Source organism: Streptomyces sp. WAC 04229 (assembly GCF_003947455.1).
Classification (GTDB): Bacteria; Actinomycetota; Actinomycetes; order Streptomycetales; family Streptomycetaceae; genus Streptomyces.
The window spans coordinates 1-22,984 of the sequence record NZ_QHJH01000105.1 but is presented as its reverse complement, the minus strand read 5'-3'; the positions used below and the strand labels follow the sequence as shown (position 1 = coordinate 22,984).

Here is a 22,984-nt window from a genome sequence, read left to right as displayed (position 1 = left end):
CTGCTCACCGCCCCCACCCTCCCCGCCAAGACCAACCTCCTCCTGCGCTGGACGGGTGCCGACGGCGCGGACGCCCGCTACCTGCCGCTGCCCAACCCCCTGCGACAGGCGTGAGCGGACCGGGACCGCCGCGATAATCCGTGCGATCGCGGACCCCGGAGGTGCACACTCGCTGCATGGCGGACATCGAGGCGTTCCGGGACGAGGCCGCCCGCTGGGCGGCCGGCGGGACCGGTGACACGGCGGGCGAGCTGGCGGAGGCGCTCGGGCTGCGGACGGCGGTGCTGCTTGAGGGCCCCAGCGACCTCGCGGCCGTCGAGGCGCTGGCCGTGCGGGAGGGCCGGGACCTGGTCGCCGAAGGGGTGGCCGTGGTGGCGATGGGCGGGGCGATGAGCGTCGGCCGGTACGCCGGTCTGCTCGGCCCGCCCGGTCTCGGCCTGCGCCTGACGGGCCTGTGCGACGTGGGCGAGGTGCGGTTCTACGAACGGGGCTGGCAGCGGGCCAGGGCACCGCGGGACTTCTTCGTCTGCGAGGCGGACCTGGAGGACGAACTGCTCCGCGCCCTCGGCCCGGAACGGGCCGAGGAGATCATCCGGGCCGAGGGCGAGCTGCGCCCCTGGCAGACCTTCCTGGGCCAGCCCGCCCAGCACGGCCGTTCCCGGCACCAGCAACTGCGGCGCTTCCTCTCCACGAAGAAGGGCCGCAAGATCCGCTACGGCCGCCTCCTGGTCGAGGCCCTCGACCCCGCCCGGGCACCCGCTCCACTCCGCGGACTCTTCACGGGCCTGTGACCGGGCGGGCGCGTCAGAACCGGGTCAGCCGGCCGATGTCCACCGGGTCGATCCCGGTCAGCTGAGCGATGCGGGGCGCGGGGATCCCGGCCGCGTGAGCACGGTGCACCAGCGCCTCCCAGTCCTGGGTGACCTCCCGGAAGCCGAGGAGCTCCCTCTCCAGGTCGGTGATGGACGCCGGGGTGCACTCCTGCTCCACCCGCAGGGCCTCGTCCGCGGTCAGCGGCACGGGCAGCCGCTCGGCGTCCTCCGGGATGAGGACGTCCTTGGCCGCCGGGAGAATCCTGACCTGCTCGGACCCCGGCGCCGTACCGTGCGCGGAGAGCCAGCCGCGCACGGCGGGCGTCTCCAGACACTCCAACGGCCCGACCGCCGCCAGCGGCGCCGCGAGCCGCGGATGACGCTCCGGCAGCAGGAACAGGTACGCGTCATCGGCCATCGCTCAGCCTCGCCTTTCCCGACACGGGTGTGAGGCACCGATATTAGTGCCGTCCGGGAAGGCCTGGCGCCGTGAGCCGGGACGTGCCCCTAGTACCCTGACCTCCGGTCGTGGAGCGGACTCCGGGGGCCGACGAGATGGGTGGGCAGGGAAAGTGCTGAGAGAGGTCGCGGCGACTCGTTACGTCGCACCCCTGCACGAGGGCGGCTCGGTGCCGGGTCTCGTCGAGGCCGACGACCTCGGCACCTATGTCCTCAAGTTCACCGGCTCCGCGCAGGGCCGCAAGGCGCTGGTCGCCGAGGTGATCGTCGGGGAGCTGGGGCGGGAGCTGGGGCTCCGGGTGCCCGAGCTGGTCCTCGCGCACTTCGACCCGGCGACGGCCGAGGACCAGCCGCACCAGGAGGTGCGCGACCTGCTCGACGCCAGTGCCGGACTCAACCTCGGCATGGACTACCTGTCGGGCGGCGCCGACCTCACGCCGGAGCTGGCCAGGACGTTCCCCGTGGACGCGCGGGAGGCCGGGCGCGTCGTCTGGCTGGACGCCCTCACCGTGAACGTGGACCGCACGGTGCACAGCTCCAACCTGATGGTCTGGCCCACCCTCGGCATCGCACCCCCGCGTTTGTGGCTGATCGACCACGGCGCCGCGCTCGTCTTCCACCACCGCTGGGACACCTCCGCCCCGGAGAAGGCGTACGACTTCCGCCACCACGCCCTCGGCCACCACGCGCCCGACGTCCGGGCCGCCGACGCCGAACTCGCCCCGAAGGTGACGGAGGAACTGCTGCGCGACGTGGTGGGCCGGGTGCCGGACGCCTGGCTGACCCCCGAGGCGGGCTTCGGCACACCGGACGAGGTGCGCTCCGCCTACGTCGGCTACCTGCACGCGCGCGTACGGGCGTCCGCGCGGTGGCTGCCCACCGAGTTCCCGGGCCGCGACGAGCTGGCCGCCGAGAACGCCGCCCGGGCCGCCCGGACCGAGCGGGGCCGCCCGGACTGGCTCAAGCGCGTCCCCGACCTGCACGGCAGGCCGGCCGCCGAACGGGACTGGTCCGCCCACGTGGACTGAGACACGACCGCGCCCCCGGTGCTGTGCGGTACCGGGGGCGCGGTCGGGTCACGTCACGGACGCCGGGCGTCAGCCCTTGAGCTGCTCGTACGCCGGCAGCGTCAGGAAGTCGGCGTAGTCCTCGTCGAGCGAGACCGTCAGGAGCAGGTCGTGGGCCTGCTGCCAGTTGCCGGCCGCGAAGGCCTCGTCGCCGATCTCCGCGCGGATGTTCGCCAGTTCCTCGGCGGCGACCTTGCGGGCCAGTTCGGCGGTGACCTGCTCGCCGTTGTCGAGGACCACCTCCGCGTTGATCCACTGCCAGATCTGCGAGCGGGAGATCTCGGCGGTGGCCGCGTCCTCCATCAGGTTGAAGATGGCGACCGCGCCGAGACCGCGCAGCCAGGCCTCGATGTAGCGGATGCCGACCTGCACCGCGTTGACCAGGCCCGCGTACGTCGGCTTGGCGTCCAGGGAGTCGATCGCGATCAGGTCGGCCGCCTTGACGTCGACGTCCTCGCGCAGGCGGTCCTTCTGGTTGGGCCGGTCGCCGAGGACCTTGTCGAAGGACTCCATGGCGATCGGGACCAGGTCGGGGTGGGCGACCCAGGAGCCGTCGAAGCCGTCGCCGGCCTCGCGGTCCTTGTCGGCGCGGACCTTCTCGAAGGCCACCTTGTTGACCTCGGCGTCCCGGCGGGACGGGATGAACGCCGCCATGCCGCCGATCGCGTGCGCGCCGCGCTTGTGGCAGGTGCGCACGAGGAGTTCGGTGTACGCGCGCATGAACGGGGCGGTCATCGTGACCGCGTTGCGGTCCGGGAGGACGAACTTGGCGCCGCCGTCACGGAAGTTCTTCACGATGGAGAACAGGTAGTCCCAGCGGCCCGCGTTCAGCCCCGAGGCGTGGTCGCGCAGTTCGTAGAGGATCTCCTCCATCTCGTACGCGGCCGTGATCGTCTCGATCAGGACGGTGGCGCGGACGGTGCCCTGGGGGATGCCGACGTAGTCCTGCGCGAAGACGAACACCTCGTTCCAGAGGCGGGCCTCCAGGTGCGACTCCGTCTTGGGCAGGTAGAAGTACGGGCCCTTGCCGAGGTCCAGCAGGCGCTGGGCGTTGTGGAAGAAGTACAGGCCGAAGTCGACCAGCGCGCCGGGCACCGGACGGCCGTCGACCTGGAGGTGGCGCTCGTCGAGGTGCCAGCCGCGCGGGCGCATGACGACCGTCGCCAGCTCCTCGTCCGGGCGCAGGGCGTACGACTTGCCGGTGCGCTCGTCGGTGAAGTCGATGGCGCGGTGGTAGGCGGCGGTGAGGTTGAGCTGGCCGCCGACGACGTTCTCCCAGGTCGGCGCGGAGGCGTCCTCGAAGTCCGCGAGCCAGACCTTCGCGCCCGAGTTGAGGGCGTTGATGGTCATCTTGCGGTCGGTCGGGCCGGTGATCTCGACCCGGCGGTCCTGCAGCGCGGCCGGAGCGGGGGCCACCTTCCAGGAGTCGTCCGCGCGAATGGCGGCGGTCTCCGGGAGGAAGTCGAGCGTGGAGGTGCGGGCGATCCCGGCGCGGCGCTCCGCGCGGCGGGCGAGGAGCTCGTCACGCCGGGGCGTGAACCGCCGGTGCAGCTCGGCCACGAAGGCGAGCGCCGCATCGGTGAGGACCTCCTCCTGCCGGGGCAGGGGCTCGGCGTCGACGATGGCCAGCGGGGACGGCGCTGGTGCGGACATGAGCTGTCACTTCCTTCAGCGTGGCACCGGGTGCCAGAGGGTGCGTATGGGGCATTACGCACTCGCCGTGCAGTCGAGTGCTTCTGGTCAGTGGATACTAGTTTCCTCATCGTGGAACTTCAATGGTTTGTTGACGTCGAGATTCTCCGGTTCGAGGAAAGGTGGCGCTCGGTGCCACGCCGTTCACTCAAGGTGGACCAGGTCGGCCTCGGTGTCGATGTCGTACGGCCGCGCCACGTCCGCGCACTCCACGAGCGCGATCTCGGCCTCGTGCTCCCTCAGGTAGGCGCGTGCCCCCCGGTCCCCGGTGGCAGTCGCCGCGACCCCCGCCCAGTGCGCGGCGCCGAGCAGGACGGGGTGCCCGCGCACCCCCGCGTACGCCGCCGACGCGAGCGACGTCTCGTCCCGGTATCCGGCGCGCACCCGGGCCATCGCCTCCGCGCCGATGCCCGGCTGGTCCACCAGGGAGACCAGGGCCGCCCGTGCCCCCGTCCCGGTGAGCGAGTCGAGGCCGGCCCGCAGCGAGGACCCCATGCCCCGCTCCCACTCCGGGTTGTCCACGAGTACGCAGCCCGAGAGATCCGCCCGGTCGCGTACGTCCGCCGCGCCCGCCCCGAGGACGACGTGCACGCGGGTGCAGCCGGCCGCGCGGAGCACGGCGACCGCGTGTTCGACGAGTGGGTGTCCACGGTGTTCGAGCAGGGCCTTGGGGCGCCCGCCGAGCCGGCGGCCGCCCCCGGCGGCCAGCAGCAGCCCCGCTACCTGGTCTTCGTCATCCGTCATGGGTCCTGCATACCTGACGGCCCGCCAAACGTCCGGACGTGCGCGGGGCCGCCGAAGACTGAAATTCGGTCCGCGTGGTGGCGTGCGCCGTGCGGCGTGGCGTTTACTGGCCCGCGCACGAGGGGGTTCGAGGGGGAGGGCTGTGTTGCGGAGCTTGGGGCAGAGGCGAGTGACCGTCGGCGACGAGGGCGTGAGGGTGGCGGAACTGAGGGCCGCGGTGTCCCGGTTGCGCCGCCAACTCGCCCTGCTGCCCGCCGACTTCCCGGACCGGGCGATCGCCGAGGACGAGCTGGCCGACCTCGCCGCGATGGCGGGGCACGGGGTCCCCGAGGCGCCGCGGCTGCGCCGCTCCCTGCTGCTGATAGCGGCCGCGATCGGCTCCGTCAGCGCCCTGTCGCCGGGGCTGACGGAGGTCCGGCACGCCGTGGAACTCTTCGGGGACCCGCCGCCGCGCGGCGACAGGCCCTAGGGTCGGTCGGGCGGCTTCAGGCCGCCGGGTTGCCGTTCGACGTCAGCAGTGCCTCCGACAGTTCCGCCGCCACCTGCTGGAGCAGGGGCACGATCCGGTCGGTCGCGGCCTCGGTGACGCGGCCCGCCGGGCCGGAGATCGAGATGGCCGCCGCGGTGGGGGAGTCCGGCACGGAGACGGCCAGGCAGCGCACGCCGATCTCCTGCTCGTTGTCGTCGATCGCGTATCCCTGGCGGCGCACGTCCGCCAGCGCCGCGATGAACCCGTCCGGCGTGGTGATCGTCTTGTCGGTCGCGGCCGGCATGCCCGTGCGGCCCAGCAGGGCGCGCACCTCGTCCGCCGGGAAGTCCGCGAGCAGCGCCTTGCCGACGCCGGTGGAGTGCGGCAGGACGCGCCGGCCGACCTCGGTGAACATGCGCATCGAGTGCTTGGACGGCACCTGGGCGACGTACACGATCTCGTCGCCGTCGAGCAGAGCCATGTTCGCCGTCTCGCCCGTCTCCTCGACCAGGCGGGCCAGGTGCGGGCGGGCCCAGGTGCCGAGCAGCCGGGAGGCGGACTCGCCCAGGCGGATCAGGCGGGGGCCGAGCGCGTACCGGCGGTTGGGCTGCTGACGGACGTATCCGCAGGCCACGAGGGTGCGCATCAGGCGGTGGATGGTCGGCAGCGGCAGGCCGCTGCTGGCCGACAGCTCGCTCAGGCCGACCTCGCCGCCCGCGTCCGCCATCCGTTCGAGCAGGTCGAAGGCGCGCTCCAGGGACTGGACGCCGCCTGTGGCGGACCTGGCGGAGTCGGTGGTGCTGGCGCTGGACGTCGGCACGGCACGTTCCTTTCGGGGCTGGCGGGAGGAAAGAAGCGTACCCGGCGGCCGGTTGACTACCGGCTTGTACGTAGCTACGTTCTGCTTGCTGGAATTCTAATTCCGCTTTGTGGAAACGTCCAGGGCTGGGTACTGGGCATGCCTCCACAAAGGGTGCCTCTTGACGGGGTCCGGCGGGGAGTGAAGACTCCTTCAACAGAACGTTGAAATACAGGGCAGGGAAGAGAGGGGTTCGGGTGTCGCAGGCTGAACTGGTGCTGCGCTCGACGCGCGTCGTCACTCCCGAGGGGACACGCGCCGCGTCGATCGCGGTGACCGGAGAGAAGATCACCGCCGTCCTCCCGTACGACGCCCCCGTCCCGGAGGGCGCGCGGCTGGAGGACGTCGGCGACCACGTCGTCCTGCCCGGCCTGGTCGACACCCACGTGCACGTGAACGACCCGGGGCGCACCGAGTGGGAGGGCTTCTGGACCGCCACCCGCGCGGCGGCGGCCGGCGGCATCACCACCCTCGTGGACATGCCGCTCAATTCCATCCCGCCGACCACGACGGTCGGCCACCTGCGCACCAAGCGCGAGGTCGCCGCCGCCAAGGCCCACATAGACGTCGGCTTCTGGGGCGGCGCCCTGCCCGACAACGTCAAGGACCTGCGACCGCTGCACGAGGCCGGCGTCTTCGGCTTCAAGGCGTTCCTGTCGCCGTCCGGGGTCGACGAGTTCCCGCACCTCGACCAGGAGCAGCTCGCCCGGTCGCTGGCGGAGATCGCCGCCTTCGACGGCCTGCTCATCGTGCACGCCGAGGACCCGCACCACCTGGCCGCGGCCCCGCAGCAGGGCGGTCCGAAGTACAGCCACTTCCTCGCCAGCCGCCCGCGCGACGCCGAGGACACCGCGATCGCCACCCTGCTCGCGCAGGCCAAGCGGTTCAACGCGCGCGTGCACATCCTCCACCTCTCCTCCAGCGACGCCCTGCCGCTGATCGCGCAGGCCCGCGCCGACGGCGTGCAGGTGACGGTCGAGACCTGCCCGCACTACCTCACGCTCACCGCCGAGGAAGTGCCGGACGGCGCCAGCGAGTTCAAGTGCTGCCCGCCGATCCGCGAGGCCGCCAACCAGGACCTGCTCTGGCAGGCCCTCGTGGACGGCACCATCGACTGTGTCGTCACCGACCATTCGCCGTCCACCGCCGACCTCAAGACCGACGACTTCGCCACCGCCTGGGGCGGCATCGCCGGTCTCCAGCTGAGCCTGCCCGCGATGTGGACCAAGGCCCGCGAGCGCGGTCTCGGCCTGGAGGACATCGTGCGCTGGATGTCGGCGCAGACCGCGCGCCAGGTGGGTCTCGACGGGCGCAAGGGCGCCATCGCGGCCGGCCACGACGCCGACTTCGCCGTCCTCGCCCCCGACGAGACGTTCACCGTCGACCCGGCCGCCCTCCAGCACCGCAACCGCGTCACCGCGTACGCGGGCAAGACCCTGTACGGCGTCGTGAAGTCCACCTGGCTGCGCGGAGAGCGCGTCCTGGCGGACGGCGCGTTCACCGACCCGAAGGGACAGCTCCTCAGCCGGACCTGAGACGTCCGGACCCCCTGAACCCAGACCATCCCGAACGACCCCGAGAGGAACACCTGATCACCGTGACGGCCCAGCAGAACTCCCAGTTGGCCAGCTTCACCGGCGACGCGAACCCCTACGGAGGCGGTGACCCGTACGCGGACTACCGCACGGCCGACCTCCCGTTCACCCATCTCGCGAACCTCGCCGACCGGCGACTGGGCGCCGGTGTCGTCGCCGCCAACGACGAGTTCTTCGCCCAGCGCGAGAACCTGCTGGTGCCGGAGCCCGCCGAGTTCGACCCCGAGCACTTCGGGCACAAGGGCAAGGTCATGGACGGCTGGGAGACCCGGCGGCGGCGCGGCGCCTCCGCCGAGCACCCCTGGCCCACCGAGGACGACCACGACTGGGCGCTGGTCCGGCTCGGCGCCCCCGGCGTGATCCGCGGCATCGTGGTCGACACCGCCCACTTCCGCGGCAACTACCCGCAGGCGGTCTCCGTCGAGGGCGCCACCGTCGAGGGCTCCCCGTCGGCGGAGGAACTGCTCGCCGGGGACGTCAAGTGGACGACCCTCGTCCCGCGCACCCCCGTCGGCGGCCACGCCGCCAACGGCTTCGCGGTCTCGGCCGAGCAGCGCTTCACCCACCTGCGCCTCAAGCAGCACCCCGACGGCGGCATCGCCCGGCTGCGCGTGTACGGCGAGGTCCTCCCGGACCCGGCCTGGCTCACCGCCCTCGGCACCTTCGACGTGGTCGCCCTGGAGAACGGCGGGCAGGCCGAGGACGCCTCCAACCTCTTCTACTCGCCGGCCACCAACACCATCCAGCCGGGCCGCTCCCGCAAGATGGACGACGGCTGGGAGACCCGCCGCCGCCGCGACCAGGGCAACGACTGGATCCGCTACCGGCTGGTGGACCGCTCCCAGATCCGCGCGATCGAGATCGACACGGCCTACCTGAAGGGCAACTCGGCCGGCTGGGCCTCGGTCTCGGTGCAGGACGGCGAGGGCGGGGAGTGGCGCGAGATCCTGCCCCGCACCCGCCTCCAGCCCGACACCAACCACCGCTTCGTCCTGCCGGAGCCGGCCGTCGGCACGCACGCGCGCGTGGACATCTTCCCCGACGGCGGCATCTCCCGCCTGCGCCTGTTCGGCTCCCTCACCGAGGACGGCGCGGCCCACCTGGCCGCCCGGCACCAGGAGCTCGGCGGCTGACCCCGCCCTTCACACCCACGCGCGGGGCGCCCGGCCGGACAGCACCGGTGCGCCCCGCGCGTGCGTTCCCCCGCGTCCGCACGCGCGGGCGGCGGGACGGAGCGGTCCTACGCCGCGTGACCGCCGTCCACGGCGAACTCCGCGCCCGTGACGTACGTGGCCCCGGCCAGGTGCGCCACCGTCGACGCCACCTCGTCCGCCGTGCCGAAGCGGCCCAGCGCGGTCAGTGCCGACTGGCCGTCGGCGAACGGCCCGTCGGCCGGGTTCATGTCGGTGTCGATCGGGCCGGGGTGAATGATGTTGGCGGTGATGCCGCGCCCGCCCAGTTCCCGGGCCAGCGCCTTGGTCAGCCCGATCAGAGCCGACTTGCTCATCGCGTACAGCGTCCCGCCGGGACCCGGTACGCGCTGCGTCATGCAGCTGCCGATGGTGATGATCCGTCCGCCGTCCGCCATGCGGCCGGCCGCCGCCTGCGCGGTGAGGAAGACGCCGCGCACGTTGACGGCCAGGACCCGGTCCAGGTCGGCGACCGAGAACCCCTCGATGGGGCCGAGCAGCCCGACGCCGGCGTTGTTGACCAGTACGTCGAGTCCGCCCAGGGCGTCTGCGGCCCGCTCCACCGCCCCCGCCGCCTCGGCCGGGTCGGCGGAGTCCGCCCGCAGGGCCACCGCCCGGCGTCCCAGCGCCTCCACCTCGCGTACGACGTTCGCGGCGGCGTCCTTGCCGTTCACATAGGTCAGGGCCACGTCGGCGCCCTCCCGCGCCAGCCGTAGCACGGTGGCCGCGCCGATCCCGCGACTGCCGCCGGTGACGAGGGCCGCCCGGCCGAGCAGGGGTGCGGAGGGGCGCGTCAGAGGATCCGTGTTCGTGTGCTGATCCGTGTTCGTCTTCATGGGTCCATCTCAGCGGGCGGCAACCCCGCGCGCTGGCGGCGATCGGACGTCGAATCCGGTGCGGGCCGATCGTGGCTCGCGCGGTCTGTGAACACGCCGAAAACACATATGACGTCCAGGGAAACTCCACGGTCTTGTCATTGACATGCCACTGTCTACGCGCGTCATCATGAATCCATGCGATTCCCCCCACACGCCGCCCGGCTCGGCGCGGCAACCGCAGTCCTGTCCGCCCTGCTCGTGGGCGGCACCGTCTCCGCGACCACCGCGGGCGCCGCCCCGGCGGCGGTCGGCGACATCTGCTACAGCGCCCTGCCCTCCCAGGCGCACGACACCCTGGACCTGATCGAGCAGGGTGGCCCCTACCCCTTCGAGCAGGACGGGACCGTCTTCCAGAACCGGGAGGGCATCCTGCCCGGCCAGTCCACCGGCTACTACCACGAGTACACGGTGATCACCCCGGGCTCCGACACGCGCGGCGCCCGGCGCATCGTCACCGGTGAGAAGAACCAGGAGGACTACTACACGGCCGACCACTACGCGTCGTTCGACCTCGTCGACCACGGCTGCTGAGCCGCCGGTCCCGGGCGGGTCGACTGCTCAGCCGGGCTTGCGGCTCTCGGCGGCCGCGAACAGCGCGCCGCCGAGCACGAGCAGCGCCACGCTCGCGTAGAGCTCGGCGCCGTCGAGGAAGCCGATCCGCTGCACCAGGCCCCAACGCCAGTCGGTGAACTCGTGCACCAGCCCCAACACGCCCTGGATCACGGCGAGCAGTCCCAGGAACTCCAGCAATTCCTTCATGTCACCGACTCTCGCCCCGCGGACCCCCCACCCACATCGGCCGCGGGGCGAGCTCTCCCCGACCGAAGGCCCCCTTCCCCGTCGTCCCGCGCGTCGAAAGTCTGAGGTCCCGCGACTTTGGTCGGTGATCCCGCGCGAGGGATCGTGGTCGTGGCGAGCCCTGCGTAGATTTGTCGACCGTGAGCGAAGACAGACCCGATCGGATCACCCCGGCGTTCCCCGGACGCCGGTGGCTGCTGCCGTCGGCGCTGATCGAACAACTCGACCCCAGCCCGGACCGGTCCTCGGGGCGATGGTCCCGGCGGCCCCGGCGCACCGCCCGTGACTGGATGGTCGACTTCACCTGCTTCCTGATCGCCGTCGTGGTCGGTCTCCTCGGCGCGGACGGGCTGGAGAACGAGCCGAACCTCTCGCACGGCATGGAGATCGCCGACCAGCTGGTCGGCGCCCTCGCCTGCGCGGCCGTCTGGCTCCGACGCCGGTGGCCGGTCGGGCTGGCCGTCGCCATGCTGCCCCTCGGCTTCGTCTCGGTCACGTCGGGCGGGGCCACCACGGTCGCCCTGTTCACCGTGGCCGTGCACCGGCCCTTCCGGTACGTGGCCTGGGTGGCGGGCGCCCAGATCGCGCTCCAGCCCCTCTACTACTGGCTGCGCCCCGACCCCGATCTGCCCTACCTCGGCATCCTCGTCTTCGGCACCCTGCTCACCGCCGCGGTGGTCGGCTGGGGCATGCTCGCCCGTTCCAAACGGCAGCTCATGCTCAGCCTCCGCGACCGCGCCCGACGCGCCGAGACCGAGGCGCGGCTGCGGGCGGAGCAGGCCCAGCGGCTCGCGCGGGAGGCCATCGCCCGCGAGATGCACGACGTCCTCGCGCACCGGCTGACGCTGCTCAGCGTGCACGCGGGCGCCCTGGAGTTCCGCCCCGACGCGCCCCGCGAGGAGGTGGTGCGCGCGGCCGGCGTCATCCGGGAGAGCGCGCACGAGGCGCTCCAGGACCTGCGGGAGATCATCGGCGTGCTCCGCTCGGCGGAGTCCGACGACGCCGGGGGCCGCCCTCAGCCGACGCTCGCGGCGCTCGACGCGCTGGTCACCGAGTCCCGGGAGGCCGGCATGAAGGTCACCCTCGCGGGCGGCGTCGCCGACCCCGCCGAGGTCCCCGCCTCCGTCGGCCGCACCGCCTACCGCATCGCCCAGGAGGCCTTGACCAACGCCCGCAAGCACGCCCCCGGCACCGAGGTCACGGTCTCGGTCGGCGGAGCACCGGGCGACGGACTGGCGATGTCGGTGCGCAACGCCCCGGCCGACGGCGAGGTGCCCCACGTGCCCGGATCCGGACAGGGGCTGATCGGACTGACCGAGCGGGCCGCGCTCGCGGGCGGCACCCTGGCGCACGGCGCCACGGCCGACGGAGGCTTCGAGGTGCGGGCGTGGCTGCCGTGGGGATGAGCCCGGCACCGGTGACCGGAGGGGCTCTGTCCACAGGGCGAACTCGGCCGTCGGCAACCGTGATTACGTAGGGCACATGACTGCGATCAGACTGCTCATCGTCGATGACGACCCGCTGGTGCGGGCCGGGCTGTCCTTCATGCTGGGCGGCGCCGACGACGTCGAGATCGTCGGCGAGGCAGCCGACGGCGACGAGGTCGAGGCGCTCGTCGACCGCACCCACCCGGACGTCGTCCTCATGGACATCCGGATGCCGGTGGTCGACGGCCTGACGGCGACCGAGCGGCTGCGCGGCCGCGCCAAGGCCCCGCAGATCATCGTGCTCACCACCTTCCACGCCGACGATCAGGTGCTGCGGGCGCTGCGCGCGGGCGCCGCCGGGTTCGTCCTCAAGGACACCCCGCCCGCGGAGATCCTGGACGCCGTGCGCAGGGTCGCGGCCGGTGATCCAGTCCTGTCGCCCGCCGTGACCCGCCGGCTGATGGACCAGGCGGCCGCGGGCGCCGCCGACACGCGCCGCACCCGCGCGCGTGCCCGCCTCGACACCCTCAACGACCGCGAACGCGAGGTCGCCGTCGCGGTCGGCCGCGGGCTGGCCAACGCCGCCATCGCGGCGGAGCTGTTCATGAGCGTCGCCACCGTCAAGACCCACGTCTCCCGCGTCCTGGCCAAGCTGGACCTCGACAACCGGGTGCAGATCGCACTCCTGGCACACGACGCGGGCCTGCTGGAGGGTTACCAGGAGGACGGCGGGTAGGGGGCCGGGGGAGCGGGGGCCGGACGTGTCCGCTCAACCCGCCGCGGCCGCCGCGCCCCCGGGGACCTCGGCCAGCCGTACGGGTCTGCGCTCGCGGCGGGAGATGTCGCAGGCCTCGGCGACACGCAGGGCCTGGAGAGCCTCCCGGCCGTCGCACGGGTTGGCCCGCTCACCGCGCACGACCTCCACGAACGTGGCCAGCTCGGCCTCGTAGGCGGGCCCGAACCGTTCCACGAAGCCCGTCCACGGCTTGTCCGCGGCCGGGGGACCGGTCGGCTCGGTGGACGCGATCGGCGTACGGTCGTCCAGACCGACGACGATCTGGTCCAGCTCCCCGGCCAGCTCCATGCGGACGTCGTACCCCGCCCCGTTCAGCCGCGTCGCCGTCACCGTGGCCAGCGTCCCGTCGTCCAGCGTGAGCAGCGCGGCGCCGGTGTCCACGTCGTCCGCCGCGCGGAACATCGGCGGCCCGGCGTCCGACCCGGCGGCGTAGACGTCGGAGACCTCCCGCCCGGTCACCCAGCGGAGGACGTCGAAGTCGTGGATGAGCGTGTCCCGGTAGAGCCCGCCGGACTGCGGCAGGTACTCGGCCGGCGGTGGGGCCTGGTCGCTCGTCACCGCCCGGACGGTGTGCAGCCGGCCGAGCCGCCCGGCCCGTACCGCCTCCCGGGCCCCCTTGTACCCGGCGTCGAAGCGCCGCTGGAACCCCATCTGGAGCACCGTCCCGGCCGCCTCCACCTCGGCGATCGCCTGTAACGTGCCGGTCAGGTCCAGCGCGATGGGCTTCTCGCAGAACACCGGCAGCCCCGAGCGTGCTGCCCGACCGATCAGTTCGGCGTGGGCCGGTGTCGCCGTGGTGATCACCACGGCGTCCACGCCCCACCGGAAGATCTCGTCCACCCCGGGTGCCGCCGTCTCCCCCAGCCGGTGCGCCAGATCCTGGGCCCGCGTGAGGTCGGCGTCCGTGAGAATCAGGGATCCCACGTCGCGGTGGCGGCTGAGCGTGTTGGCGTGAACGGTGCCGATACGGCCCGTCCCGATGACCCCGATGCGCATGGAATCAAAGTGGGCTCACAGCCCGCACCCTGTCAATGTGTATGTCCGGACAATCGAACTGCACAACTTCCCGTCACCTGCGCACGGAGCTACGCTCGGCCCGTGCCGAAACCAGAAGTGGACCCCACCGTGTCGCTGGAGCTCAGCGTGGATCGCAGCAGCCCCGTGCCGCTGTACTTCCAGCTGTCGCAGCAGCTGGAGGCGGCGATCGAGCACGGCGCGCTGACCCCGGGCAGCCTGCTGGGCAACGAGATCGAGCTGGCCGCACGGCTCGGTCTGTCCCGGCCCACCGTCCGCCAGGCCATCCAGTCGCTCGTCGACAAGGGCCTGCTGGTGCGCCGCCGGGGCGTCGGCACCCAGGTCGTGCACAGCAAGGTCAGGCGCCCGCTGGAACTCAGCAGCCTCTACGACGACCTGGAGGCCGCGGGCCAGCGCCCCGCGACGAAAGTCCTGGTCAACACGGTGGTCCCGGCGACCGCGGAGACCGCCGCCGCACTCGGCGTGGCCGAGGGGACCGACGTGCACCGCGTCGAGCGGCTGCGGCTGACGCACGGGGAGCCGATGGCGTACCTGTGCAACTGCCTGCCCTCCGGTCTCCTCGACCTCGACACCGGACAGCTGGAGGCCACCGGCCTGTACCGGCTGATGCGCGCCGCCGGGATCACCCTGCACAGCGCCCGCCAGTCCATCGGCGCCCGTGCCGCCACCGCCGACGAGGCCGAACGGCTCGGCGAGGACGAGGGAGCGCCCCTGCTCACGATGGAACGCACCACGTTCGACGACACGGGACGCGCGGTGGAGTTCGGCACGCACACCTACCGCCCCTCCCGGTACTCCTTCGAGTTCCAGCTCCTCGTACGGCCCTGAGCCCGCTCCCTCCGGCCGCCGCTCGCCGCGCGGGTTCGTCGCAATGTCCGGACAATGTGACCGTCGCCCGATCCCCGGAGTAAGACGCTCCGCTTGTGTGTCGGACAATGGGGCGTTTGGGGCTTCCCGGCCCCGGCCGGAGCCTCGGGCCCCGGCACGCACAGCACGGCACAGCAAGAAGGGCACGGCCTCGTGGCACGGTTTCGGACCTGGGTAGGCATCGCGCTGGCAGGAGCACTGTCGGTGTCCCTGGCCGGGTGCAGCAGCACTGGCGGCAAGCGGGCCGAGGACGCCCGCAAGGCCGCGTCCGCCCAGGGGCAGGCGGCGGTGAACACGCCCCGCTGGACCTTCGCGATGATCACCCACTCGGGCGACGGCGACACCTTCTGGGACATCGTCCAGAGCGGCGCCGAGCAGGCCGCGGTGAAGGACAACATCAACTTCCTGTACTCCCACGACGACGAGGCGCAGCAGCAGGCGCAGCTGGTGAACGCCGCCATCGACAAGAAGGTCGACGGGATCATCGTCACGCTGGCCAAGCCCGACGCCATGAAGTCCGCCCTCGACCGCGCCCGCAAGGCGGGCATCCCGGTGATCACCGTGAACTCCGGGTCCGAGGAGTCGAAGGCGTTCGGCGCTCTCACCCATGTCGGCCAGGACGAGACGATCGCCGGCGAGGCGGTCGGCGAGGAGCTGAACGAGCGAGGCCGTGAGCAGGCCCTCTGCGTGCTCCACGAGCAGGGCAACGTCGGCCACGAGCAGCGCTGCGACGGCGTCGAGAAGACCTTCGACGGCAAGGTCCAGCGGCTCTACGTCAACGGCACCAGCATGCCGGACGTGCAGTCAGCCATCGAGGCCAAGCTCCAGACCGACAAGGCCGTCGACGCGGTGGTCACCCTCGGCGCCCCCTACGCCGACACCGCGGTGAAGGCCAAGCAGGGCGCGGGCAGCGAGGCAGAGATCGACACCTTCGACCTCAACGCCAAGGTGGCGGCCGGGCTCGCCGACGGCACCCTCGGCTTCGCGGTCGACCAGCAGCCCTACCTCCAGGGCTACGAGGCCGTGGACCTGCTGTGGCTGTACAAGTACAACGCCGACGTCCTGGGCGGCGGCCGGCCGGTGCTCACCGGACCGCAGATCATCACCAAGGACGACGCCGACGCGCTCTCCGAGTACACCGAGCGGGGCACCCGATGAGCGCGGGCACGGACGCGGCCACCGCTGACGAAAGGATTCTGCAGACCTCTCGGCTGCGGAAACTCCTGGGCCGCCCCGAACTGGGCTCCGTCGTCGGCGCCATCGCCGTCTTCGTGTTCTTCGCCTTCTTCGCCGACAGCTTCCTGCAGGCCGCCAGCCTCAGCACGGTGCTCTACGCCGCCTCCACGATCGGCATCATGGCCGTCCCGGTGGCGCTGCTGATGATCGGCGGCGAGTTCGACCTGTCGGCCGGCGTCATGGTCACCTCGTCGGCGCTGGTGTCGTCGATGTTCAGCTACCAGATGACCGCCAACGTCTGGGTGGGCGTGGGGGTGTCGCTGCTGGTCACCCTGGCGATCGGCGCGTTCAACGGCTTCATGCTGACCCGCACGAAACTGCCCAGCTTCATCATCACGCTGGGCACCTTCCTGATGCTGACCGGCCTGAACCTGGGCTTCACCAAGCTGATCGACGGCACCGTCTCCACCAAGTCGATCGCCGACATGGAGGGCTTCCCCTCCGCCCGCGACGTCTTCGCGTCCACGATCACCATCGGCGGCGTCGGCTTCAAGGTCACGATCCTGTGGTGGCTCGCCCTGGTCGCCGTCGCCAGCTGGATCCTGCTGCGCACCCGCGCCGGCAACTGGATCTTCGCGGTCGGCGGCAACAAGGACGCCGCCCGCGCGGTGGGCGTCCCGGTCACCCGGACCAGGGTCGGCCTCTACATGGGCGTCGGCTTCGGCGCCTGGATCGCGGGCCAGCACCTGCTCTTCTCCTACGACGTCGTCCAGTCCGGCGAGGGCGTCGGCAACGAGCTGATCTACATCATCGCGGCCGTCATCGGCGGCTGTCTGATCACCGGCGGCTACGGCAGCGCCGTCGGCTCGGCGGTCGGCGCGTTCATCTTCGGCATGACCAGCAAGGGCATCGTCTTCGCCGAGTGGAACCCCGACTGGTTCAAGTTCTTCCTCGGAGCGATGCTGCTCCTCGCGACCCTGCTCAACGCCTGGGTCCGCAAGCGCGCGGAGGCCACCAAATGACGCAGACCCCGGTACCCGAGGCGCTCGTCGAGCTGTCCGGCGTCAGCAAGAACTACGGCAACGTACGCGCCCTCGAAGGCGTGTCCCTCCAGGTGCACACGGGGGAGATCACCTGCGTCCTGGGCGACAACGGCGCGGGCAAATCCACCCTCATCAAGATCATTTCCGGGCTGCACCAGCACGACGGCGGCACCCTCGCCCTCGACGGCGAGGAGACCCGCCTCGCCTCCCCGCGCGAGGCCCTGGACCGCGGCATCGCCACCGTCTACCAGGACCTCGCCGTCGTCCCGCTGATGCCGGTCTGGCGCAACTTCTTCCTCGGCTCGGAGCCCCGCAAGGGCGTCGCCCCGTTCAAGCGCATGGACGTCGACCACATGCGCCGCACCACCCACGCGGAGCTCCTGCGCATGGGCATCGACCTGCGCGACGTCGACCAGCCCATCGGCACCCTCTCCGGCGGCGAACGCCAGTGCGTGGCGATCGCACGCGCGGTGTACTTCGGCGCGAAGGTGCTCGTCCTGGACGAGCCGACCGCCGCCCTCGGCGTGAAGCAGTCCGGCGTCGTCCTGAAGTACGTGGCGGCCGCCCGCGACCAGGGCCTGGGCGTCGTCCTCATCACCCACAACCCGCACCACGCGTACCTGGTGGGGGACCGCTTCGTCCTCCTGAAGCGCGGCGCGATGGTCGGCAACCACGAGCGCGAGGACATCACCCTGGACGAGCTGACGCGCCAGATGGCGGGCGGAACGGAGCTGGACGATCTACGCCATGAACTGGAACGCCGATAACGGGCGCGGGGAACCGCGCGAGTAGCCACGACGCACCCGCACCCGGCGACGAACCGGTCACGCCACCCCCTGTCCATTCGGCACCCGGCACACCCGTGCGGCACAATCGCACCCGATGAGCACCTACCGCGACTTCACCGCCCCCATCGGATCCCGCCGCGCCCCGGTCCTGCGCACCGTGGGCACGAGGGAACGCCGCTCGCACCTGACGGCACCCCGCGTGCCCACGGTCGGCATCGACATCGGCGGCACGAAGGTCATGGCGGGCGTCGTCGACGCCGACGGCAACATCCTGGAGCGCCTGCGCACGGAGACCCCGGACAAGTCCAAGAGCCCGAAGGTGGTCGAGGACACCATCGTCGAGCTGGTCCTGGACCTCTCCGACCGGCACGACGTGCACGCCGTCGGCATCGGCGCGGCCGGCTGGGTCGACGCCGACCGCAACCGCGTGCTCTTCGCACCGCACCTGTCCTGGCGCAACGAGCCGCTGCGCGACCGCATCGCCGGCCGCCTCGCGGTCCCCGTCCTGGTGGACAACGACGCCAACACCGCAGCCTGGGCCGAGTGGCGCTTCGGCGCCGGCCGCGGCGAGGACCACCTCGTCATGATCACGCTCGGCACCGGCATCGGCGGCGCCATCCTGGAGGACGGCCAGGTCAAGCGGGGCAAGTACGGGGTCGCCGGTGAGTTCGGGCACATGCAGGTGGTGCCCGGCGGCCACCGCTGCCCGTGCGGCAACCGCGGCTGCTGGGAGCAGTACAGCTCCGGGAACGCCCTGGTCAGGGAGGCCCGCGAGCTGGCCGCGGCCGACTCGCCGGTGGCGTACGGGATCATCGAGCACGTCAAGGGCAGCATCGGCGACATCACCGGCCCGATGATCACCGAGCTGGCCCGCGACGGCGACGCCATGTGCGTCGAGCTGCTCCAGGACATCGGGCAGTGGCTCGGCGTCGGCATCGCCAACCTCGCCGCCGCCCTCGACCCGTCCTGCTTCGTGATCGGCGGCGGGGTCAGCGCCGCGGACGACCTGCTCATCGGTCCCGCGCGCGACGCCTTCAAACGCCAGCTCACCGGCCGCGGCTACCGCCCCGAGGCCCGCATCGTCCGGGCCCAGCTGGGCCCCGAGGCCGGCATGGTGGGCGCCGCCGACCTGGCCCGGCTGGTGGCCCGCCGGTTCCGCCGCGCCAAGCGGCGCCGCGTGGAGCGGTACGAGCGCTACGAGCGGTACGCCGAGGCCCGCCGCACCCCCGGGGAGTCGCTGTGACCGAGACCCTGCCCCACCAGGCCGGAACGCCCGAGGAACACGGGCCGCCGGCCGAGGACCGCCGGCACAGGATCCGGCGCCGTGCGCTGACGCTGCTCACCATCGTGCTGCTCATCGGCGTCCCCGCCGGCTACCTCGTGATCTCCGCCAACCAGAGCCGCGACAGCGGCCGGCAGAAGGAGGCGAAGTACGCGGCGACCGGCATGACCCGGGGCTGGCCGTCCAAGCTCCAGCGCCGCATCTACGAGCTGCCGGTCCCGGTGCCCTCCGAGAAGATCGCGTACTACGAGACGAACAACTGGAAGACCAGCCGCCTCTACGTCCAGTTCCAGACCACCAACGCCGGTCTGGACGCCTTCCTGGCCGGACTGGGCGTCGACCGGGACGCGCTGGAGAAGGACAAGATCGCCATCAGCGACCGGGCCCAGCGGGTCACCGGCTGGAACTTCCGCTCCTCCAGCACCTGGTGGGGCGTGGTCAACGAGCAGCGGAACCCGGCACCGACCCAGGACGTCGTCGTGGACCTGGACGACCCGGACTATCCCATGGTGTACGTCGTCTCACGCACCGTTCCCTAGGGACGCACGGCTCCGGCGGTCCGCCGGGGCCGATTGTCAGACCCCGCCCGTAGAGTCGAAGACAGCTGATCGGGACCACGGGCGGGAGGTGACAGGACGTATGGGCGACATGGCCGTGGCGGACGCAACCGTCTCCGGGCGGGCGGGGGAGCGGCTGGAGTCGAGCGGGCCGCGGCGCCCCGCACCGTCCCTCCCGCTCCGGCTGGCCGCCGTCTTCCTGCCCGCACCCCTTCCGCGCGACGCCCGGATCGCCTTCTGGGACCCGGAGGCAGGCGGGGACGACACCCTCTCCGGGTACGCCCCGACATCCGACGGCGACCCGGCCGGACCCACGGAGCGCACGGAACTCACGGTCGTCCGCCGGCACGGCACCGGCGTGCGGCGTGCCACGACCCCCGCGCTGTCGTTGCCGCTCGGCGAGGCCCTGCCGCTCCTGGTGCGGGCCCGGCACGACCCGGCCGCCCACCCGGCGACCGCCTGCTGGGGAGCCGCGGCCCTGCACGCCCTGCGGCTCACCGCGCGCGGCAGGCTGCTGCCCGGCCTCACCGCCACGGGACACGACGCCTGGCGCGCCGGACCGCTGGACCCCGACGACATCGCGCACCTGCGGGCCGTGGCCGCCGCCCTGCCCCCGGAGGGCCACGCTGTGCCGCTGGACGGCCCGGGCCCGATCCGGCTGCCGGAGCCGGAGGCACTGGTCCGCGCCTTCCTGGACGCCGTCGCCGACACCCTGCCCCGCACCCCGGCCGCCCCCCATGCCTCGGGACGCCCCTTCGCCGCACGCGCGGCCCAGCACCTGCCCGGCGCCCACGACTGGGCCGCCGAGGTCGCCGCCGGGATGGACGCGGGCGTGCGGGTCTCGCTCCGCCTGGACCTGTCGGCGTACGACCTCTTCGACCGGGACGTCGCCGCCGAGGGAAGCGGCGGCAGCGGCGGGGTGCGCAGCGCGGGGGCCGCGATCGTCCAGGTGCACAGCCTCGCCGACCCCACCCTGGTCGCCGACGCCGCGGACCTGTGGTCGGGGGAGGCCGACGCCGCGTTCGGCCCCCGTGCGCGTGTCGACACCGCCCTCGCCGTGCGACGCGCGGCGCGGGTCTGGCCGCCCCTCGACCGCCTCACCGAGCAGGACGTGCCCGACGTCCTCGGGCTGTCCGAGGAGGAGGTCACCGACCTGCTGGGCGTGGCGGCGGGTCGGCTCGCCGCCGCCGGGGTGGCCGTGCACTGGCCCCGCGACCTCGCGCAGGACCTCACCGCGACCGCGGTCGTCAGGACCGCGCCGGGCTCGGCGACGGACGGCACGGGATTCTTCGAGAGCGAGGACCTCCTCCAGTTCCGCTGGCAGCTGGCCATCGGAGGCGACCCGCTCACCGAGGCCGAGATGGACACCCTCGCGGAGGCCCACCGCCCGGTCGTCCGGCTCCGTGACCGGTGGGTCCTGGTCGACCCGGCGCTCGTCCGCCGGGCCCGCAAGCGCGACCTGGGCCTGCTCGACCCGGTCGACGCCCTGTCCGTCGCCCTCACCGGCAGCGCGGAGGCCGACGGCGAGACCGTCGACGTGGTGCCGGTCGGCGCGCTGGCCGCCCTGCGCGACCGGCTCACCGCGGGCGTACACCCCGCCGAACCGCCGCCCGGCCTGCACGCCACCCTCCGCGACTACCAGCTGCGCGGACTCGCCTGGCTCGACCTCATGACCTCCCTCGGCCTCGGCGGCTGCCTCGCCGACGACATGGGCCTCGGCAAGACGGTCACCGTCATCGCCCTGCACCTCAAGAGGGCCAGGACCGAGCCCACCCTGGTGGTCTGCCCGGCCTCCCTGCTGGGCAACTGGCAGCGGGAGATCACCCGCTTCGCGCCCGGCGTCCCCGTCCGCCGCTTCCACGGCGCCGACCGCACCCTGGACGACCTGGCCGGCGGCTTCGTGCTCACCACGTACGGCACGATGCGGTCCGCCGCCCCGGCCCTCGCCGAGCGGCCCTGGGGCATGGTCGTCGCGGACGAGGCCCAGCACGTCAAGAACCCGTACTCGGCGACGGCGAAGGCCCTGCGCACCATCCCGTCCCCCGCGCGGGTGGCGCTGACCGGCACACCGGTGGAGAACAACCTCTCCGAGCTGTGGGCCCTGCTCGACTGGACCACCCCCGGACTCCTCGGCCCCCTGAAGTCCTTCCGCGCGCGCCACGCCCGCGCGGTGGAGAACGGCGAGGACGACGAGGCGGTGGCCCGCCTCGCCCGCCTGATCCGCCCCTTCCTGCTCCGCCGCAAGAAGTCCGACCCCGGCATCGTCCCCGAGCTGCCGCCGAAGACCGAGACCGACCACCCCGTCCCCCTCACCCGCGAACAGGCCGCGCTGTACGAGGCGGTGGTGCGCGAGTCGATGCTCGCCATCGAGGAGGCCGAGGGCATCGGCCGCCGCGGTCTCGTCCTCAAGCTCCTGACCTCGCTGAAGCAGATCTGCGACCACCCCGCGCTCTTCCTCAAGGAGGAGCACCCACCGGGCGCCACAGGTGTGGGCGGCGCCGACCGCATGGCCGCCCGCTCGGGGAAACTCGCCCTGCTGGACGAGCTGTTGGACACGTTGCTCGCGGAGGACGGATCGGCGCTCGTCTTCACGCAGTACGTCGGCATGGCCCGCCTCATCACCTCCCACCTGGCCGCTCGCGCGGTCCCCGTCGACCTCCTCCACGGCGGCACGCCGGTGCCCGAGCGCGAACGCATGGTGGACCGCTTCCAGAGCGGCGGGACGCCGGTCCTCGTCCTGTCCCTCAAAGCCGCCGGCACCGGCCTGAACCTCACCCGCGCGGGCCACGTCGTGCACTTCGACCGGTGGTGGAACCCGGCCGTCGAGGAGCAGGCCACCGACCGCGCCTACCGCATCGGCCAGACCCAGCCGGTCCAGGTGCACCGCCTCATCACCGAGGGCACGGTCGAGGACCGGATCGCCGAGATGCTCCAGTCCAAGCGGGCCCTGGCCGACGCGATCCTCGGCTCCGGCGAGTCGGCCCTCACCGAGCTGACGGCCCGTGAGCTGTCCGACCTGGTGTCCCTGCGGAGGCCGTCATGACCGCCCGCCCGGCCGACGAGGCCCGCCGCGCTCTGCGCGAGGCCCGGCTGCGCGGCGAGACGACACCGGACCTCCCCACGGCCACCGCGTCCGGGACCGGCGCCCACCCGGAGCCCGACGGCTCGGTCCGCGAAGCCGCGCGGCAGCGTGACCGGGACCAGGGCCGCGACGGGGAAGGGGACCGCCCTCCGCGCCCCGGCGACATCGCACGCGCGGCGCTGCGCGGCACCCGGACCGCACGGCACACGCCGGCGCACGACGCCGACGCCGAGGAGCCCAAGGAGCCCGAGGAGCCCGAGGAGACGGCTCCCCGAGCCCCGTCCGACCGCACGGACGACCCCTCGGACCCCGTCTCCCGGCCCGTCTCCGAGCCCGTCCCCGGCCCCGACTCCGTGTCCGTCCCCGGC

22 protein-coding genes and 1 pseudogene are annotated in these 22,984 nt (G+C 72.8%); 16 read left to right on the top strand and 7 right to left on the bottom strand.

Features of this window, described 5'->3' with window-relative positions; all coding sequences use genetic code 11:
* Nucleotides 1–176: 176 nt before the first annotated feature.
* Nucleotides 177–791: a TOPRIM nucleotidyl transferase/hydrolase domain-containing protein gene (locus tag DMH12_RS24535; RefSeq protein WP_125493634.1), complete on the top strand. Its 615-nt coding sequence runs from the start codon at nt 177–179 to the stop codon at nt 789–791.
* A gap of 13 nt (nt 792–804) precedes the next feature.
* On the opposite strand, the gene DMH12_RS24530 is transcribed toward DMH12_RS24535, so the two are convergent.
* The gene (locus DMH12_RS24530) at nt 805–1,230 is read right to left on the bottom strand and encodes a DUF6003 family protein (protein WP_125493633.1); all 426 of its coding nucleotides are present in this window, start codon (nt 1,228–1,230) and stop codon (nt 805–807) included.
* A 154-nt stretch (nt 1,231–1,384) separates the two neighbouring features.
* Between DMH12_RS24530 and DMH12_RS24525 the strand changes: the two genes are divergently transcribed.
* Nucleotides 1,385–2,299, top strand: coding sequence for a HipA family kinase (locus tag DMH12_RS24525; protein ID WP_125493632.1), 915 nt, complete (start codon nt 1,385–1,387; stop codon nt 2,297–2,299).
* Between the two features lie 69 nt (nt 2,300–2,368).
* Here DMH12_RS24525 and aceB read toward each other — a convergent pair whose 3' ends face one another.
* Both aceB and DMH12_RS24515 read right to left on the bottom strand, forming a co-directional pair.
* Nucleotides 2,369–3,991 carry a malate synthase A gene (aceB, locus tag DMH12_RS24520; protein ID WP_125493631.1) on the bottom strand — a complete coding sequence of 541 codons (1,623 nt, stop codon included), beginning with the start codon at nt 3,989–3,991 and terminating at the stop codon, nt 2,369–2,371.
* A gap of 183 nt (nt 3,992–4,174) precedes the next feature.
* Nucleotides 4,175–4,774, bottom strand: coding sequence for an NTP transferase domain-containing protein (locus tag DMH12_RS24515; RefSeq protein WP_125493630.1), 600 nt, complete (start codon nt 4,772–4,774; stop codon nt 4,175–4,177).
* A 142-nt stretch (nt 4,775–4,916) separates the two neighbouring features.
* On the opposite strand from DMH12_RS24515, the gene DMH12_RS24510 reads away from it, so the two are divergent.
* Nucleotides 4,917–5,243, top strand: coding sequence for a DUF5955 family protein (locus tag DMH12_RS24510; RefSeq protein ID WP_125493629.1), 327 nt, complete (start codon nt 4,917–4,919; stop codon nt 5,241–5,243).
* A gap of 16 nt (nt 5,244–5,259) precedes the next feature.
* On the opposite strand, the gene allR is transcribed toward DMH12_RS24510, so the two are convergent.
* Entirely contained in the window at nt 5,260–6,063 is an 804-nt protein-coding gene (gene allR, locus DMH12_RS24505) for an allantoin degradation transcriptional regulator AllR (RefSeq protein ID WP_125493628.1), read from the bottom strand.
* 236 nt (nt 6,064–6,299) lie between these two features.
* On the opposite strand from allR, the gene allB reads away from it, so the two are divergent.
* Nucleotides 6,300–7,637, top strand: a complete 1,338-nt coding sequence (allB, locus tag DMH12_RS24500) for an allantoinase AllB (protein ID WP_125493627.1) — start codon at nt 6,300–6,302, stop codon at nt 7,635–7,637.
* A 62-nt stretch (nt 7,638–7,699) separates the two neighbouring features.
* Nucleotides 7,700–8,830, top strand: a complete 1,131-nt coding sequence (gene alc / locus DMH12_RS24495) for an allantoicase (protein ID WP_125493626.1) — start codon at nt 7,700–7,702, stop codon at nt 8,828–8,830.
* A 107-nt stretch (nt 8,831–8,937) separates the two neighbouring features.
* Here the strand turns inward: alc and DMH12_RS24490 are convergent, their stop codons facing one another.
* Nucleotides 8,938–9,723 (bottom strand): 3-oxoacyl-ACP reductase family protein, encoded by a 786-nt coding sequence (locus tag DMH12_RS24490; RefSeq protein ID WP_125493625.1) that lies wholly within the window; start codon nt 9,721–9,723, stop codon nt 8,938–8,940.
* Nucleotides 9,724–9,900: 177 nt separating this feature from the next.
* On the opposite strand from DMH12_RS24490, the gene DMH12_RS24485 reads away from it, so the two are divergent.
* The gene (locus tag DMH12_RS24485) at nt 9,901–10,296 is read left to right on the top strand and encodes a ribonuclease domain-containing protein (RefSeq protein ID WP_125493624.1); all 396 of its coding nucleotides are present in this window, start codon (nt 9,901–9,903) and stop codon (nt 10,294–10,296) included.
* Nucleotides 10,297–10,323: 27 nt separating this feature from the next.
* Here the strand turns inward: DMH12_RS24485 and DMH12_RS24480 are convergent, their stop codons facing one another.
* Complete coding sequence (locus DMH12_RS24480; protein ID WP_125493623.1) at nt 10,324–10,524, bottom strand: hypothetical protein; 201 nt, start codon at nt 10,522–10,524, stop codon at nt 10,324–10,326.
* A gap of 170 nt (nt 10,525–10,694) precedes the next feature.
* On the opposite strand from DMH12_RS24480, the gene DMH12_RS24475 reads away from it, so the two are divergent.
* Nucleotides 10,695–11,969, top strand: coding sequence for a histidine kinase (locus DMH12_RS24475; RefSeq protein WP_399188582.1), 1,275 nt, complete (start codon nt 10,695–10,697; stop codon nt 11,967–11,969).
* A 76-nt stretch (nt 11,970–12,045) separates the two neighbouring features.
* Nucleotides 12,046–12,726, top strand: a complete 681-nt coding sequence (locus DMH12_RS24470) for a response regulator transcription factor (protein WP_125493621.1) — start codon at nt 12,046–12,048, stop codon at nt 12,724–12,726.
* A gap of 33 nt (nt 12,727–12,759) precedes the next feature.
* Here DMH12_RS24470 and DMH12_RS24465 read toward each other — a convergent pair whose 3' ends face one another.
* Entirely contained in the window at nt 12,760–13,782 is a 1,023-nt protein-coding gene (locus DMH12_RS24465) for a Gfo/Idh/MocA family oxidoreductase (RefSeq protein ID WP_125493620.1), read from the bottom strand.
* 129 nt (nt 13,783–13,911) lie between these two features.
* Here DMH12_RS24465 and DMH12_RS24460 point away from each other — a divergent pair, with 129 nt between their 5' ends.
* The 8 genes and pseudogenes from DMH12_RS24460 to DMH12_RS24425 all read left to right on the top strand — a co-directional run.
* Nucleotides 13,912–14,649, top strand: coding sequence for a myo-inositol degradation transcriptional regulator (locus DMH12_RS24460; protein ID WP_125493635.1), 738 nt, complete (start codon nt 13,912–13,914; stop codon nt 14,647–14,649).
* Nucleotides 14,650–14,841: 192 nt separating this feature from the next.
* Nucleotides 14,842–15,846, top strand: a complete 1,005-nt coding sequence (locus DMH12_RS24455) for a sugar ABC transporter substrate-binding protein (protein ID WP_125493619.1) — start codon at nt 14,842–14,844, stop codon at nt 15,844–15,846.
* A complete protein-coding gene (locus DMH12_RS24450; RefSeq protein ID WP_125493618.1) occupies nt 15,843–16,886 on the top strand; it encodes an ABC transporter permease in 1,044 nt (347 codons plus the stop codon). The genes DMH12_RS24455 and DMH12_RS24450 overlap by 4 nt, the downstream gene beginning before the upstream one ends.
* Complete coding sequence (locus DMH12_RS24445) at nt 16,883–17,674, top strand: ATP-binding cassette domain-containing protein (RefSeq protein WP_125493617.1); 792 nt, start codon at nt 16,883–16,885, stop codon at nt 17,672–17,674. The genes DMH12_RS24450 and DMH12_RS24445 overlap by 4 nt, the downstream gene beginning before the upstream one ends.
* Nucleotides 17,675–17,789: 115 nt before the next feature.
* Nucleotides 17,790–18,938 carry an ROK family glucokinase gene (locus DMH12_RS24440; protein ID WP_122618835.1) on the top strand — a complete coding sequence of 383 codons (1,149 nt, stop codon included), beginning with the start codon at nt 17,790–17,792 and terminating at the stop codon, nt 18,936–18,938.
* Entirely contained in the window at nt 18,935–19,516 is a 582-nt protein-coding gene (locus tag DMH12_RS24435; RefSeq protein ID WP_125493616.1) for a sugar kinase, read from the top strand. The genes DMH12_RS24440 and DMH12_RS24435 overlap by 4 nt, the downstream gene beginning before the upstream one ends.
* Nucleotides 19,517–19,616: 100 nt before the next feature.
* Nucleotides 19,617–22,577, top strand: a complete 2,961-nt coding sequence (locus tag DMH12_RS24430; protein ID WP_125493615.1) for a DEAD/DEAH box helicase — start codon at nt 19,617–19,619, stop codon at nt 22,575–22,577.
* Nucleotides 22,574–22,984 (top strand): annotated as a pseudogene (locus DMH12_RS24425) (hypothetical protein); the annotation flags it as partial. The gene DMH12_RS24430 and the pseudogene DMH12_RS24425, both read left to right, overlap by 4 nt.